This window comes from Chryseobacterium gregarium DSM 19109, assembly GCF_000430845.1.
Classification (GTDB): domain Bacteria; phylum Bacteroidota; class Bacteroidia; order Flavobacteriales; family Weeksellaceae; genus Chryseobacterium; species Chryseobacterium gregarium.
Genome location: NZ_AUMU01000001.1, coordinates 123,965 through 139,887 on the forward strand (window position 1 = coordinate 123,965; position 15,923 = coordinate 139,887).

Consider the following 15,923-nt stretch of genomic DNA (forward strand, 5'->3'; position numbering starts at 1 on the left):
TAGATGAAATGGATTTTTACAGCCTGCTTTCTGATTTCCAATGTTTTATACGGACAGAAAATATATTGGGAGGAAGACAGGAAACTCACCTGGGATAATTTTAAAAGCAGGACCAACAACCAGCTGGGTACCAATGTAGTGGCTTATACCAATTGTGGATGGTCCTATTCCTACGTTAAATCCTCAAACCCTAAAGCACCTATCAAAATAAAGATTGAAACCATTTTTAATGAAAACCAATCCTGGAAAGATGTAAAACGGATCAATAATTATGTCCTTCTGCATGAGCAGAAGCATTTTGATGCAGCAGAAGTTTTTGCGCGCAAGCTGCGGAAAGAAATTGCAGAAAAGATCAGGACCTCCTCGGATTTTGACAAGTATTTTAAATCCATCTACAGCCGAGTTCTCAGAGAATACCAGGATTTTCAGAAAACATACGATAGAGAAACCCAAAACGGGGTTTTGGAAGAAAAACAGTCGGAATATAATCGTATTATTGCTGAAGAATTAGAAAACTACAAAAGCTATAAAACGTCTTGAAATTCCTCAATAAAGTCATCAGCGAATTGCTGGCACAAAACCGCGATCTTTCTGACTTCAATATGGTATTGCCCGGGAAGAGGCCAGTTGTATTTATCCGCCGGATTCTGGAAGAGAACAATTATTCGGGATTTCTCCCGCATTTTTATACGATTGAAGAATTGGTCAATACCATTGCTGATCAGCAGGAAATTGATGGGATTTCCCTATGGCTGTTTGCCTTTGATGTATACAAAAGCCTGAACCTGATTCCCAATGATGAATTTTCCGAGTTCCTGAAATGGTTTCCCACTTTACAGAAAGACTGGGATGATATTCTGAAATTTTCAGGAAATGATGAAGCGGTTCTTCAGTATATGTTTGATGAGGAAAGAATCAAGGAGTGGGCACAGGATCTTGGGGAAGATGAGGATGTGCCCAGAAAAAAATTCCTTACTTTCTGGAAAAATATGAATGTTTTCCTGCCTGTACTTAAGAAAAAGTTACAGGAAAAAAACTGGGCTACCTCAGGGATGATCCATGAAACGGCAGGGAAAAAGATTGTTGATTTTGCTAAAAGTACACCGCAGCAGTTTGTGTTCTGTGGTTTTAATGCCTTTACTCCGGTAGAAGAGAAGCTGGTACGAAGCCTTTTGCAGTGGAATAAAGCGCAGTGCTTTTTCCAGGCAGACCATTATTATTTTGATGATGAAAGACAGGAAGCAGGAAAGTTCCTGAGGAATCATAAGACATGGAAAGAATTCACTGATGAACGCCCGTTCCAGTGGATCGAAGAGGATTTTAACCAGCCGAAAAACATCAAGGTGTATGAAGTATCCGGAAACATTACCCAGACCAAAATCCTTCCTGAAATCCTTAATGAAATTGAGAACAAAATCTATTCCAATACTGCCGTAGTGTTATTGGATGAAAACCTGCTTCCGGCCAGCCTGGATGCGATGCACGGGGTTCAGAACCTGAATATTACCATGGGTTTCCCTTTGAAAAACCTTTCATTTTCCAATGCCGTCAAACAGCTTTTCTATCTCCAGAAGCAGCTGGAAAAAAACAGGTCTTCTTATTATTACCGGGATGTTTATCCCATCCTGGAAGAACTTCCGAAATCTGATGAAGATGAGCAGACCATCAATACTTTTAAAGCCAGTATAGAACAAAGGAATATTGTTTATATTTCAAAAAAACTTCTGTACGAACTGCTGGGAAAACTTTCCTATTACAACCTGCTTCAGAAAGCGGAGTCTACCAGTATTTATCTTGATTCATTAATTGCCTTCTGCCAGCAGATTAAATGGCTTGACATCGATGATATCCAGTACGAAAACGTTTCCCATTTCGAGAATGCATTCAGAATGATCAGGAACCAGCTGTCTCCGTACAGCTTTGAAATTAAAATGGAAACGCTGGAAATCCTGATTAACCAGCATATCAATTCGGAAAGTATCGACTTTCAGGGAGAGCCCCTGCAGGGGCTGCAGGTGATGGGATTATTGGAAACCCGTCTTCTGAACTTTGAAAATGTCATCCTGCTGTCTGTGAACGAAGGGAAGTTACCGCTGGGTAATTCCCAGAATACCTATATTCCTTTTGATATCAGGAAGTTCTTTGATCTGCATACTTTTCTGGAGAATGACAGTATTTATGCCTATCATTTTTACCGTCTGATCCAGGATGCCAAGAATGTACACCTGTTATTCAATGCATTAAGCTCCGGGGTCAATACCGGAGAAAAAAGCAGGTTCATTACCCAGATTGAAATGGAAAGCTCACATCATATCGAACATCTGATCATTGAAAATTCCTCCGAACCGATCATTACCCAGCCTATTGAGGTCTCAAAAACGCCTGTTGTTCTCGAAAGGCTTCAGCGGTGGAAGCAGAAAGTTTCGGCTTCCCATCTTACCAGTTATTTATATAACCCTATTGATTTTTATCTTTCCAAGATTCTGAATACTTCGGAAAGTGATGAGATCGAAGAGGAATTATCAGTAAGGAATTATGGAAATCTTGTACATTATACCCTTCAAGATGTTTATGAAGTGTTAAAAGGCAAAGTATTAAAAGAAAATGACTTAAAGCAGTCAATTGCAGCGATAGATCAATATATAGAAAGTGCGATCAATAAATTAAAACACCAGCCGGAATTTTACGAAAAGGGAATGAATTTTATTCATAAGGCCATTGCTAAAAAAGTCATCAGAAACATTTTGGATTATGATCTGGATTTGGTGAAAAACGGCAATGCACTCGAAATTCTGGACATTGAGAAAAGATTTGAAGGCGTGGATTTTTATCTTGATGAACATGATAAAATTTCCTTTTTCGGTTTTATAGACAGAATTGACAGACTGAACGGAACCTTAAGGATTATTGATTATAAAACGGCAAAGATCAAGAACCTCGTGGTAAAAATAGACGAGGACAAAGCAGATGACTATTTCCATAACAATGACCGGAAACAGGCCCTGCAGCTATGCATCTACCAATATGTAGTCCAGAACCTTCCTGAATTCTGGGGAATGCCGATAGAAACGGGAATCTGGAGTTTTGCTGAAGCCAGAAAAGGGGTAATTTCCCTTCAGTTTGAAAAAGGGGATATCGATGTCGCCATGAAATCAGTAAAAAGCCTGATCGAAGAAATCCTGAATCCGGATATGAACTTTATTGAAAGGCTTAAGCCGTATTCAAATTGATTCAATTATTCGATTAAAATATGAAAGAGCCTGACAGAATATCAGGCTCTTTTTATTTAATTGGCTATGCAAGGTCTAGAAAGCATTGAATCCGGTAATATCCATCCCTGTAATCAGCAAATGGACATCGTGGGTGCCTTCGTAGGTGATTACTGATTCCAGATTAGCGGCATGCCTCATCATCGGGAATTCACCCATAATTCCCATTCCACCCAGGATCTGCCGGGATTCCCTTGCAATATCAATGGCCATTTTTACATTGTTTCTTTTCGCCATTGAAATCTGGGCGGGTGTTGCCTTATGGTCGTTTTTAAGGTTCCCCAGCTGTAAGCAGAGCAACTGGGCTTTGGTAATTTCAGTCAGGAATTCTGCCAGCTTCTTCTGCTGCAGCTGATACGAGCCGATGGGTTTGCCGAACTGTTTTCTTTCTTTGGAATACTGAACGGCAGTACAGTAGCAGTCAATCGCCGCACCGATAACGCCCCATGATATTCCGTATCTTGCAGAATTCAGACAGGATAAAGGCCCTTTCAGTCCGGTAACACCCGGAAGCAGGTTTTCTTTCGGTACTTTAACATTGTTGAATACCAGTTCTCCTGTTTTAGAAGCCCTTAAGCTCCATTTATTATGGGTTTCAGGGGTGGTAAATCCTTCCGTCCCTCTTTCAACGATCAGTCCCTGCACTTTTCCTTCTTCATTTTTCCCCCAGACTACGGCAATATCGCAAATCGGGGAATTGGTAATCCACATTTTGGCACCGTTCAGCAGGTAATAATCACCCATGTCTTTAAAATTGGTTTCCATAGAACCGGGGTCTGAACCGTGATTAGGTTCGGTTAGCCCGAAAGATCCGATCATTTCCCCTGCAGCCAATTGAGGCAGATATTTCTTTTTCTGTTCTTCGGAACCGAATTCATTGATCGGGAACATCACGAGCGAACTCTGTACGGAAGCGGCAGAACGTACAGCAGAATCACCTCTTTCCAGTTCTTGCATGATAAGGCCATAAGAAATCTGATCAAGCCCGGAACCTCCGTACTCCACCGGAATATAGGGACCCAAAGCCCCGATCTGTCCCAGTTCCTTCATCAGTCCCGGGATATCAGTATGGTCCTGGGCTGCCTGGTCAATCCGGGGCATCACAGAACTTTCTACCCAATCTCTGACGGATTGACGGATCAGCTTGTGTTCTTCGGTAAGTAAAGCATCGATTCCGAAATAATCAGGAATGCTTGTAAGGGGATAATATGACATTGTAATTTAATTTTCCTAAAAATAGCACTTTTCATGAGTTCACGGAAATTTTTTTTACATGCATTTTATCAGTTGATATTGAGTAATTTAAAGTTAAAATGCTATTTGATTGAAAATTGCATTACTTTTCCTCTTTGTTGGAAATGGGGTATTGATTAGCCGGATGATAGATTCTGTTTTTAAACTTGTACAAATACGGCGCTTTGTTGGCAGAACCGTCATACAGTTTCTCCAGTCTTTCCAAAATGTTCAGACTTAATATCTTACGCTGAAAGTTGTTTCTTCTGAATGTTTCCCCTAAAATGGTTTCATAGAGCGACTGCAGGTCCTTCATCGTGAATTTTTCAGGTAACAAGTTACTGGCTGCCACTTCGGTGTTGATGTTCATTCTCAGGTATTCAAGTCCGGTTTCAATAATCCGGTCATGGTCAAAGGCCATCTGCGGAAGTTTGTTCACTTCAAACCATTCACAGCTTTCGTTAAAGGCATCAGGAAAGGTATTGGCCATTGAAAAATCAATCAGGCTGCAGTAGCCGACCGTAATAAAGCGCTGAAAGATCCAGTGGTTTTTCGGGACTGCAATACCTTTGTTTTTAAGCAGGATCTGGTGAACATTGTTTTCGGTTCTGTCGATTCTGCCGAAAGTATGAAACTGTTTCAGGAAAATATCCTTAAGATGGGTTCTTTCATGTAAAACCCGTGCGGCAGCTTCACGGAGATCTTCATCATTAAATACAAAACCTCCGGGCAGGGACCACAGATTCAGGTCGTGATATTTTAAAAGAAGGACTTTCAGGATGTTATTATGAAAACCAAATATGGTGCAGTCGACAGATACATGCGCTACAAAGTCTTTTGTATCAATAAGTTCCTGAAGAGTTTCTTTATTTTTCTCGTTTTTGATTTTCATGACAGTAAAAATAAAATTATTTTTCAGAAGTCCGGTCTGCAAGTTTAAAATAAATCAAACTTATAATAAACAGTACGGAAACAGCTGAAAAGATATACAGTGAATAATAGCTTAGCATCTGATTTCCAAATAATACAGACATGATAATAGAACTCACGGCACTTCCCAAAGATGAAAAAATAACAATCAGCGAGGTAAAAAGATTCATTCTGCTTTTATCAACCTGCGTAATCATTTTCGAGCTGATGACAGGATAAAGCGGCGAAAGGAAAAGGCCAATAACCGGAAACAGAAACAGCAGTATTCCGGCATCATCGGCACCGAAAAATTGAATGCTGCTGATGATGGCCAGCAGCAGCATAATCAGCGAAACACATACGATGTAATACTTCGACAGGGAAAACCTCTGGATTATATTGGCCGTAATGATTCTTCCGATATAGGAAAAAACAGCCATGAGTGATGTAGCCTGAAGCGAAAAAAAAGAATTGACCTTTAGGTGGTTTTTATAAAATGAAGGCAGCCATGAATTGAAACTCTGCTCAATAAGTACAATAGAGAAAATAATCGCTAAAAATATAACAATCAAAGGATTAATCAGTTTTAGTACCTCTTTGAGCATGCTCTTATTTTCCGTTCCGGCGGATTCTGAAACAGAAAGTCTTGAAAAAAGAAAAATCGTAATGGCTGACAATAATGAAATGGATAGGAAACCGAATTTCCAGAATTCTGAAAACCGGCTGGAAATCAGCCATCCGAAGCCGATATTAACCACGAAGATGCCGATCATAAAAGAAGCTTCTACACTGTTCATGGTCTTGGCCAGGGACTTCTCATCTGAAATATTATGCCTGATCATTCCGTACACACAGATTTTCCCGATGGCGAAACAGGTCCCGATAATGGCAAACCATACTTTGTAAAACCAGAAGACTTCCACAAACGGAAGGATCAAAGAGCAGATTCCGACAATAGACAAAGCGAGAATCAGAGATTTTTTAGTCCCGAACCTGCTGATAAAATTCACGGCAAAAAGCGAGATAAATGCAATTGGTAGGTCTTTGAAAGATTCCAGAAAACCGAGCTTTTCATAAGTAATTTTTGCCTCGGAAAGCTGAAGGATGACAATGCCCATACAGTTAAGTACCATTGAAAAAATAAGAAAAGTAAGTTTCAGCGGAAGGGAGATTCGGGCGGTGTTGGTCATCATTTTGGGGATTGTTTTTATTCTTTTTTATGATTTTTTATGAAAAGCAGGGTAAAAAATAGTCCTATGAACCCCCAAAAATAAAGGAAAAATTAAAATATTTATTAAGATAATGTTAATTATTTAAAAAAAAATATATTTTTATTGTCTCAATTTGAGAATAAAAAACTAACTGTATATGAATGTAAAAGTATCTAGAAGTTTAGGGATGATTGCCGTGCTCTATTTTACGGCAAATTTCAGTGCCCAGAACACAACGAATGACACCATTTCCAAAGAGACCAAAATCGAGGAAGTGGTCATGATCGGTTACGGTACCCAGAAGAAGAGTAATGTGACGGGTGCGATTTCCAGTATTAAAGCAAGTGACATTGAAAATGCTCCTGCAGCGGGCAGACCAGAACAAGTGCTTCAAGGTAGGGCTGCTGGCGTTTCTGTAATTTCAAATTCCGGACAGCCAGGATCTGCTCCTACTGTAAGAGTAAGAGGAATCACCAGCTTCGGAGCCGGGAGTAACGATCCACTTTGGGTAGTAGACGGAATTGTTGTAGATAACATTGGATGGCTAAGCCAGTCTGATATTGAAGGAATGGAAATATTAAAAGACGGAGCTTCTGCTGCAATTTATGGTGTTTCAGCCGCAAAAGGGGTTGTACTTATAACTACCAAAAAAGGCGCAAAAGGAAGAATGAACCTTTCTTACAATGGTTTCTTTGGTGTTGGAAGTGCTGCTAGAAAGTTGGACTTGCTAAATGCAACACAGTATGCAACCATTATGAATGAAGCCAATGTTAATGATGGTAAGACTCCTATGTTTTCTAATCCAGGTTCTTTAGGGACAGGGACCGACTGGCAAAAACAGATTTTCAATACGGCGCAACGGCAGTCTCATGAATTCAGTATCAGTGGAGGAAATGATAAGTCTACCTTCTATTCTTCATTTGGATATTACGATCAGGAAGGGATTGTCATGAGAGATATTTCAAATTACAAAAGACTTAATGCAAGATTAAATTCAACACATAAAGTTTTTGACTTTTTAACAATAGGGCAAACTTTCGCATATACTCACGTAAAAGCGCAGGGAATTAATGATAATAATGAATTTGGTGGACCTTTAAGTTCAGCTATTAACTTAGATCCTACAACGCCTGTTATTGTTAATAGTATTGCTAATCAGCCTTTTCCAAGTGACTATACAAATAATGCTAATATAATAAGAGATGTTAATGGAAATCCTTATGGAATTTCACATTATGTAAGTAAAGAAATGACAAATCCTTTGGCATTTCAGGAAACCCAGAGAGGAAGATACAGATGGTCTGATGATATTATTGCGAATGTTTTTGGGGACTGGAAAATTAATAAGAATTTTAATTTTAAGTCAAGCGTAAACGGTAAGCTTTCTTACTGGGGGAATCAGGCCTTTACTCCAAAATCATATCTAAGTTCTGCTAACTCTAATTCTACAAATAGCTTATTTAGAGAAATTCAAAAGAAATTTGAATGGAATACCGAAAATACTCTTACCTATCAAAATAAGTTTGGGTTACATAATTTAAATGTATTATTAGGTCAAGGATATTATGAGTATAATATTTCTTACGGACAAAATACAACGTACAAAAATCTTCCAACAAATGACTGGCAAGAAGCTTCATTTAATTTTGATATTGCGCCGTCTGATAAAACTTCAAACGCTTGGGACGGTAAACAAACGCACAAAGCCTCTTACTTTGGAAGAATTGTATACGATTATGATAACAGATACCTTTTCACTGGGACAGTTCGTAGAGATGGATCTTCTAAATTTGGAAGAAATAATCACTGGGGAACGTTTCCGGCAATGTCTTTGGGATGGAATTTGTCAAACGAAAGTTTTTGGCCAGAAAATAGCGTAGTAAACAGTGTCAAATTAAGAGGTGGATACGGAGTTTTAGGAAATGATGCCATTGCAGATTTCCAGTTTGCCAACTTTTTGGTAGCTGGAAGTAATTATACTTTTGGAGATAATATTATTCGTGTAGGATACGCACCAAGTACTTTAGAAAATCCGGATTTAAAGTGGGAAAGAACATCTCAGTTTAACATCGCTGCAGATATCAAACTTTTCAGAAATTTCGATTTAAGTGTTGATGTTTACAGAAAGAAAAGTAGCGATATTTTGAGACAAGTCGAAGTACCAGGCTATTTAGGATTAATCAATAATCCATGGAGAAATATTGGAGATATGAATAATGATGGTGTGGAAGTAACTCTTGGATACAAAAAGAACTGGGGAGATTTTGGGATTTCAGCAAACGGTAATTTTTCTTATTTAAAGAATGAAATTACTCGGCTTGAAGGAGGTAAAGATTATGTGAATTTTGCTTCTTTCCAGACACTTGGAACGGTTTCTAGGTTGCAGGTAGGCCAATCTTACGGATCTTTTTACGGCTATCAGAATTTAGGCATTTTCCAGAACCAAGCAGAAATTGATGCTTATAGAAATTCCAATGGAGGATTGATTCAAGCTAATGCAAAACCTGGTGATTTCAAAAGGCTGGATGCAAACGGAGACGGTAAGATCGATGAAAACGATTACATTAATCTTGGTAATTCAGTACCAAAATATACATTCGGTTTTACTTTAAATATGAATTACAAGAATTTTGACGTAATGTTATTTGCACAAGGACAAGCCGGTAATAAAATTTTCCAGGGACTAAGAAGACTTGATATTCCTGAATCAAACTATCAGACTGCCATTCTTGATCGGTGGACAGGTGAAGGGTCTTCAAATACAATCGCAAGACTTACAAAAGACGATCCTAACCAAAACTACACAAGAATGTCAGATTATTATCTTCAAAAAGGAGATTACTTACGTTTGAAATTAGTTCAAATAGGTTATACACTCTCTAAAGATGTAGCACAAACTATTGGTGCTTCTAAAATAAGATTTTATGTGACAGGGGAAAACCTTGTGACTTTTACAAAATATACAGGTTACGATCCTGAAATTGCGGGTGGCGATACCTTTGGTATAGACAGGGCATACTACCCACAGGCAAGAACTTTTCTTTTTGGTGCTAATGTTCAATTCTAATTTTAATAAAATGAAAAATAAAAGATTTATATATAAAGGTATTTCTGTTTTAATGCTTGCAGGAATTGGTTTTGGAGCTGTTTCTTGTAATAACAGTAATCTTGAAGATGTTCAAAACACCGGAACTTTTGACTCAAACAACTATTTTCAAAATGAGGAACAATCATATTCGGGTCTTGTCGCTACTTATGATATGCTGAGAAAGTATTCAGGAGGTTTTGAAAATATGGTGACATTTTTTAATGGGGCCTCGGATGACTTCTATTCAGGAGGAGGAAATTCTTCAGATGGCGCAGGAATTCAAGGATTTTCAAACTATTCTATAAATTCCGTAATTATGCCGGCCAGTTATTGGAAAGATTATTATCAGGGAATTGCAAAGGCAAACTTGCTATTAGACAGAATTCCTAATGCTAACATGAATGATCAAACCAGAAAAAGATTTATTGCAGAAGCTAAAGTTTTGAGATCATTATATTATTTTGAGTTGCTTAGAATGTTCAAAAATATTCCGATGGTTTTAAAACCTATTTTGGTTACAGATGACTATTATAATATCCCTCAGGCTAAACCTGAAGATGTTTATAATCAAATAGAAGGAGATATTGTTTCAGCAATTAGCGATCTTCCCATGACGATCAGTACTGCTAATAAAGCTGAATTAGGAAGAATTACACAAGGTTCGGCTCGTGCTATTTTAGGAAAAATTTATCTTTATGATAAAAAATATACTCAGGCAGCCGCTGAATTTGCTCAGGTAAATGGAACTCCGGGAACAACAAGCCAGTATGGATATAAATTAGTGGATAATTTTGCAAGTTTATGGATTATTGATAATAAGTTCACATCTGAATCCATTTTAGAAGTGATGCACACTAATGGAAGCAATGCAGATTGGGGATTTTGGGGTACAGGAAAAGATGAAGGAAATTCAATCAATCAAATGGTAGGAATTGTTTCTTATGGTCTGGTAGATACTTCACCTATTGTTAATAACTCACCAAAAATTCATAAAGGTTGGGGCTTCAATCCGGCAACGGATGACTTGTTTAGTTTTATGCAGGGAGATCCTCGTTTAGATGCAACAATTTTTAATGCTAGAGCCTTAGTACAACAAAATAAAGTAACATATTCTCCAGGGTTTAAAGATACAGGATATTTCTTGAATAAATATTTACCAAGAACTGATGATGAAACTACTTTGCCAGGGGTTGTAGAATTGAATTTCCGTCAAAATTACATTGCAATCAGATTAGCGGATACTTATTTAATGGAAGCAGAAGCATTAGGAGGATCAGGAACAAGAGCTCAACAATTATTAGATGCTGTAAGAGCTAGGGTTGGTTTAACATCCGTTCCGGTTTCTATGCAGGCCATTAAAGACGAGAGAAGAAGAGAACTCGCAGGTGAGGGTCACAGATGGTTTGACTTGGTAAGATGGGGAGATGCTCCTTCAAAATTAGGATCAAGAGGATTTACAGCAGGTAAAAATGAAATTCTTCCTATCCCATTTAATGAATTGACAAACACCGCTTTAAAACAAAACCCTGGCTATTAATCAAGAAAAAAATAAAAAAATGATAACTAAATATATTAATAAAAGTTTCTTAATAAGCTCGGCTATTGTATTTATGGCAGGCTGTACACCAGATACCATAGATGGTGACGGAAACGGTCTTGTGCAAAATGCAGTTGATGCTTCTTTTAAAGTTACCAAAACTGCTGAAAATAAATATTCTCTGAGAGCTAACTCTAATAATTATATTTTCTCTAAATGGAATATAGATGATGATGGTTATAATACAGGAAAAAGTGAAGAAAATATTTTCTTACCTGATGCAGGTACATATGTTATTCAACATCAAGCAATAGGTATTGGTGGGGTAATTGGTGGAACTTCAAGTGAGACTATCGTAGTTCCTACCTCAGACCCTATTTCCGGAAATATGATCCAAGGAGGTAGATTCGATACACCGGAAGAAATTTCAAAATGGACAGTCCATAAAATAAGTGCTTCCGGAGCCCAGTGGGTTTTTGCTAACAAAAAAGCTACTATTGTGGCCAATGGTGGCAGTCAGCAGGGTATCTATCAGGCTGTCAATGTAGTGGCAGGGCAGAAATATTCCATTGATTTGGTAGCTTCTTCAGATTCGGCTTTACAGGATACTTGGTTTGAAGTGTATGTTTTAAATAGCATGCCGGTTACAGGTCAGGATATCGGGGGAACGGTCTACCGTAATATCAATACCTGGGCAGGATGCGGAAAGTCTGCATTTAAGGGAAAAGTTTCATCTATTGGCTGTGATGCAGTTAAAAATGCAGGTGTATATACGGCAACGACCACAGGAACTGTTTACCTGGAAATCAAATGTGGGGGAACTACCGTCAACAGCTTAAGCATAGACAAAGTGGAGTTCCGCAGAATGCAATAAATTATTACATACAAATTTCAATATGATTTCACAATATTCATATAGTTTCTTTAGAGGTGCTGCACTTTGCGGTGTAGCACTTCTTTCTTTTTTTAACTGCAGCAGTACTTCTTCGGATTTGTCAAATAATGATAATCCCGGAAATGGCGGTGGAACCGGCACAGGGGATCCTGTACAGGTATGGCTCACAAAAGGAGACCAGTCGATAAAACTTCAGCAACAGGGCAATGCAGCCTTTTCCGGAACTACAGGTACGGGAACAATTATTGAAGTAGATGCTTCACAGGTTTTCCAGACCGTGGACGGTTTCGGCTATACCCTCACAGGAGGAAGTGTGCAGGTCATCAATCAGCTGGGTACAGCCAAAAAACAGGAACTGTTAAATGACCTGTTCAGCAGTTCAGGAATCGGAGTAAGCTACTTAAGAATCAGTATCGGCGCTTCGGATCTTAACAGTGAAGTTTTTACTTATAATGATTTACCAGCCGGACAGACGGATGCAAATCTTTTACAGTTCAGCCTTACAAAAGACCAGGCTGTTATTCAGATGTTAAAAGATATCCTGGTGATCAACCCCAATATCAAAATCCTCGCTACGCCATGGACGGCTCCGGTGTGGATGAAAGACAACGGAAACAGTATCGGCGGAAGCTTAAAACCAGAATATTACAGTGTTTATGCCAAATACTTTGTAAAATATATTCAGGCCATGCAGGTTGAGGGAATTAAGATTGATGCCATTACGCCTCAGAATGAACCTCTGCATCCCGGCAATAATCCGAGCATGTACATGGCAGCAGGAGATCAGGCAACTTTTATTAAAGCTCATTTAGGTCCCGCTTTCCAGGCTGCCAATATCAATACCAAGATTATTGCCTATGATCATAATTGTGATAATCCGGCCTATCCTTTGGCTGTTTTAAATGATCCCGCAGCAAATCCTTTTGTAGACGGTTCAGCATTTCATTTATATTCCGGTGATATTTCCGCTTTAGGAACCGTACATAATCTGTTCCCGAATAAAAATGTGTATTTCACCGAACAATGGACAAGCTCTACAGGAAATTTCTCAGGAGATCTGGACTGGCATGTGAAAAACATTATTATCGGTTCCATGAGGAACTGGAGCAGGAATGCACTAGAATGGAATGTCGCTAATGATGCATCGTTCGGGCCGCATACGCCGGGCGGATGTACGCAATGTAAAGGTGCTGTTACCATTACTGGCGCATCGGGATATGAAAAAAATGTAGCCTATTATATCATTGCCCATGCTTCAAAATTTGTTCCGGCAAATTCTCAGAGAATCGCCTCTACACAGGGAGATAACCTTTCAACGGTAGCTTTTAAAACACCTCAGGGAAAAACGGTTTTAATTGTACAGAACAGCAATTCCGGAGACAAGGCATTTAGTATTAAGTATAATCAGAAAACCGCTTCCGTTACCATGCCCGGAATTTCTACAGCGACCTATATTTTTTAAAGTAAAACCATGAGGAAAATTTCATTCGTATTACTATTATCAGCATTCGGAATAAATGTATTCGGGCAAAAGACAATAGATCAGAAAGTTTCTGAGCTGTTGTCTAAAATGACGTTGGAGGAAAAAGTAGGGCAGCTGGTTCAGTACAGCGGTTTTGAATACGCCACAGGCCCTCAGAATTCCAATTCGGCAACGGTTTTAGATGAAATTAAAAAAGGAAAAGTAGGTTCTATGCTCAATGTATCAGGTGCTGAAGAAACCAGGAATTTCCAGAAGCTGGCTTTACAGTCAAGGCTAAAAATTCCTTTGCTGTTCGGCCAGGATGTGATCCACGGGTACCGGACAACGTTTCCCGTGAACCTGGGGCAGGCAGCAAGCTGGGATCTGGCTTTGATAGAAAAATCAGAAAGGATTGCGGCTACGGAAGCCTCGGCGTACGGAATCCACTGGACATTTGCTCCGATGGTCGACATTGCCAGAGACCCGAGATGGGGCAGGGTGATGGAAGGTTCAGGGGAAGATACGTATTTGGGAACCCAGATCGGTCTGGCAAGAATCAGGGGGTTTCAGGGAAAAGGTCTTGGAAACCTTGATGCGATAATGGCCTGTGCAAAACATTTTGCCGCCTATGGAGGGGCAGTCGGCGGAAGAGATTACAATTCAGTCGACATGAGTTTACGCCAGTTGAATGAGACTTATCTGCCGCCTTTTAAAGCAGCGGCAGAAGCCGGTGTGGCCACGTTCATGAATTCTTTCAATGACATTAACGGAATTCCCGCAACGGCGAACAAATATATCCTGAGAGACTTATTGAAAGGCCAATGGAACTATCAGGGTTTTGTGGTCTCAGACTGGGGAAGCATCGGTGAGATGGTGCCTCACGGGTACGCAAAAGACAATAAAGAAGCTTCGGAAAAAGCCATTCTTGCCGGAAGCGATATGGATATGGAAAGCCGTGCCTACATGGCCGAACTTCCTAAATTGGTTCAGGAAGGGAAAGTGGATCCCAAGTTAATTGATGATGCAGCCAGAAGGATTTTACTTAAAAAATTTGAAATGGGGCTGTTTGATGATCCTTACCGGTTCAGCAATGAAAAAAGACAGAAAGAGCAGTTAAACAATAAAGAAAACAGAAAGTTCGGAAGGGAATTCGGTTCGAAAAGTATTGTTTTATTAAAGAATCAAAAAAATATTCTTCCGCTTTCAAGATCTGTAAAAACCGTGGCACTAATCGGGCCTTTCGGAAAAGAGACGGTTGCGAATCACGGGTTTTGGTCAGTCGCTTTTAAGGATGACAGCCAGAGGATTGTGACGCAGTTTGACGGGATTAAAGATCAGTTGGATAAAAATTCGACATTACTCTATGCAAAAGGAGCCAATGTTGATGACCAGGACAAATCCATGTTTGCCGAAGCGGTGGAAACGGCAAAAAAAGCAGACGTTGTGATTATGACTTTGGGTGAAGGTCATGCCATGAGCGGCGAGGCCAAAAGCAGAAGCAGTATCCGTTTTTCGGGAGTTCAGGGAGATTTGCTAAAAGAAATTGCCAAAACCGGAAAACCGGTTGTGCTGATGATCAATGCCGGAAGGCCTTTGGTATTCGACTGGGCTGCTGACAACATTCCTGCGATTATGTATACCTGGTGGCTGGGAACGGAAGCCGGAAACGCTATTGCAGATGTGCTTTTCGGAACCGTAAATCCGGCCGGGAAACTTCCGATGACGTTTCCAAGAACGGAAGGTCAGATTCCGGTATATTACAATCATTACAATACCGGAAGGCCGGCTAAAAATAATACCGACAGAAATTACGTTTCTGCTTATATTGATCTGGATAATGACCCGAAATTTCCGTTCGGATACGGTTTAAGCTACACGAATTTTAAATATTCTGACATGAATTTAAGTGCCGCAGACCTTAAGGGGAACCAGACGTTGAATATCAGTGTCAACATTGCCAATACCGGGAATTATGACGGTGAAGAAGTGGTGCAGATGTACCTCAGGGATCTGGTAGGCAAAGTCGTAAGGCCTGTAAAAGAGCTGAAAGGTTTCCGGAAAGTATTCATCAGAAAAGGAGAAAGCAAAACGGTAAACTTTACACTGACTCCGGAAAATCTCAAATTTTATGATGATGAATTGAACTATGACTGGGAAGCCGGAGAATTTGAGATCATGGTCGGAACCGATTCACAACAGGTTCAGACAAAAAAAATCAATTGGTTAAAATAAATAATAGTTACTTTTACTTCACTGAGAGCGGGATGAAACCCGCTTTTGGCGGTAACAGACATTAATTTTTTAATGGAACTGAATGGG

At 39.5% G+C, this 15,923-nt stretch carries 10 protein-coding genes; 7 read left to right on the forward strand and 3 right to left on the reverse strand.

Features of this window, described 5'->3' with window-relative positions; translation table 11 throughout:
- Positions 1–3: 3 nt before the first annotated feature.
- Together H561_RS0100705 and H561_RS0100710 are read left to right on the forward strand one after the other, a co-directional pair.
- Entirely contained in the window at positions 4–540 is a 537-nt protein-coding gene (locus H561_RS0100705; protein WP_027385248.1) for a DUF922 domain-containing protein, read from the forward strand.
- A complete protein-coding gene (locus H561_RS0100710; protein ID WP_027385249.1) occupies positions 537–3,230 on the forward strand; it encodes a PD-(D/E)XK nuclease family protein in 2,694 nt (897 codons plus the stop codon). Before H561_RS0100705 ends, H561_RS0100710 begins: the two co-directional genes overlap by 4 nt.
- A gap of 75 nt (positions 3,231–3,305) precedes the next feature.
- Here H561_RS0100710 and H561_RS0100715 read toward each other — a convergent pair whose 3' ends face one another.
- From H561_RS0100715 to H561_RS0100725, 3 genes are all read right to left on the reverse strand, one after another.
- Positions 3,306–4,484, reverse strand: coding sequence for an acyl-CoA dehydrogenase family protein (locus H561_RS0100715; protein WP_027385250.1), 1,179 nt, complete (start codon positions 4,482–4,484; stop codon positions 3,306–3,308).
- A 121-nt stretch (positions 4,485–4,605) separates the two neighbouring features.
- A complete protein-coding gene (locus H561_RS0100720) occupies positions 4,606–5,394 on the reverse strand; it encodes an NUDIX hydrolase (protein ID WP_027385251.1) in 789 nt (262 codons plus the stop codon).
- Positions 5,395–5,410: 16 nt separating this feature from the next.
- Positions 5,411–6,604, reverse strand: a complete 1,194-nt coding sequence (locus tag H561_RS0100725) for an MFS transporter (RefSeq protein ID WP_228372200.1) — start codon at positions 6,602–6,604, stop codon at positions 5,411–5,413.
- Between the two features lie 175 nt (positions 6,605–6,779).
- Between H561_RS0100725 and H561_RS0100735 the strand changes: the two genes are divergently transcribed.
- Genes H561_RS0100735 through bglX form a run of 5 tightly spaced genes read left to right on the forward strand, consistent with a single transcriptional unit; the run spans position 6,780 to position 15,836 of the window.
- Complete coding sequence (locus tag H561_RS0100735) at positions 6,780–9,689, forward strand: SusC/RagA family TonB-linked outer membrane protein (RefSeq protein ID WP_027385253.1); 2,910 nt, start codon at positions 6,780–6,782, stop codon at positions 9,687–9,689.
- A 10-nt stretch (positions 9,690–9,699) separates the two neighbouring features.
- The gene (locus H561_RS0100740; RefSeq protein ID WP_027385254.1) at positions 9,700–11,247 is read left to right on the forward strand and encodes a RagB/SusD family nutrient uptake outer membrane protein; all 1,548 of its coding nucleotides are present in this window, start codon (positions 9,700–9,702) and stop codon (positions 11,245–11,247) included.
- 19 nt (positions 11,248–11,266) lie between these two features.
- Positions 11,267–12,121 (forward strand): hypothetical protein, encoded by an 855-nt coding sequence (locus H561_RS0100745; RefSeq protein ID WP_155845708.1) that lies wholly within the window; start codon positions 11,267–11,269, stop codon positions 12,119–12,121.
- 22 nt (positions 12,122–12,143) lie between these two features.
- Entirely contained in the window at positions 12,144–13,604 is a 1,461-nt protein-coding gene (locus H561_RS0100750; protein WP_027385256.1) for a glycoside hydrolase family 30 protein, read from the forward strand.
- A gap of 9 nt (positions 13,605–13,613) precedes the next feature.
- Positions 13,614–15,836, forward strand: coding sequence for a beta-glucosidase BglX (gene bglX, locus H561_RS0100755; RefSeq protein WP_027385257.1), 2,223 nt, complete (start codon positions 13,614–13,616; stop codon positions 15,834–15,836).
- The last annotated feature ends 87 nt before the right edge of the window (positions 15,837–15,923 follow it).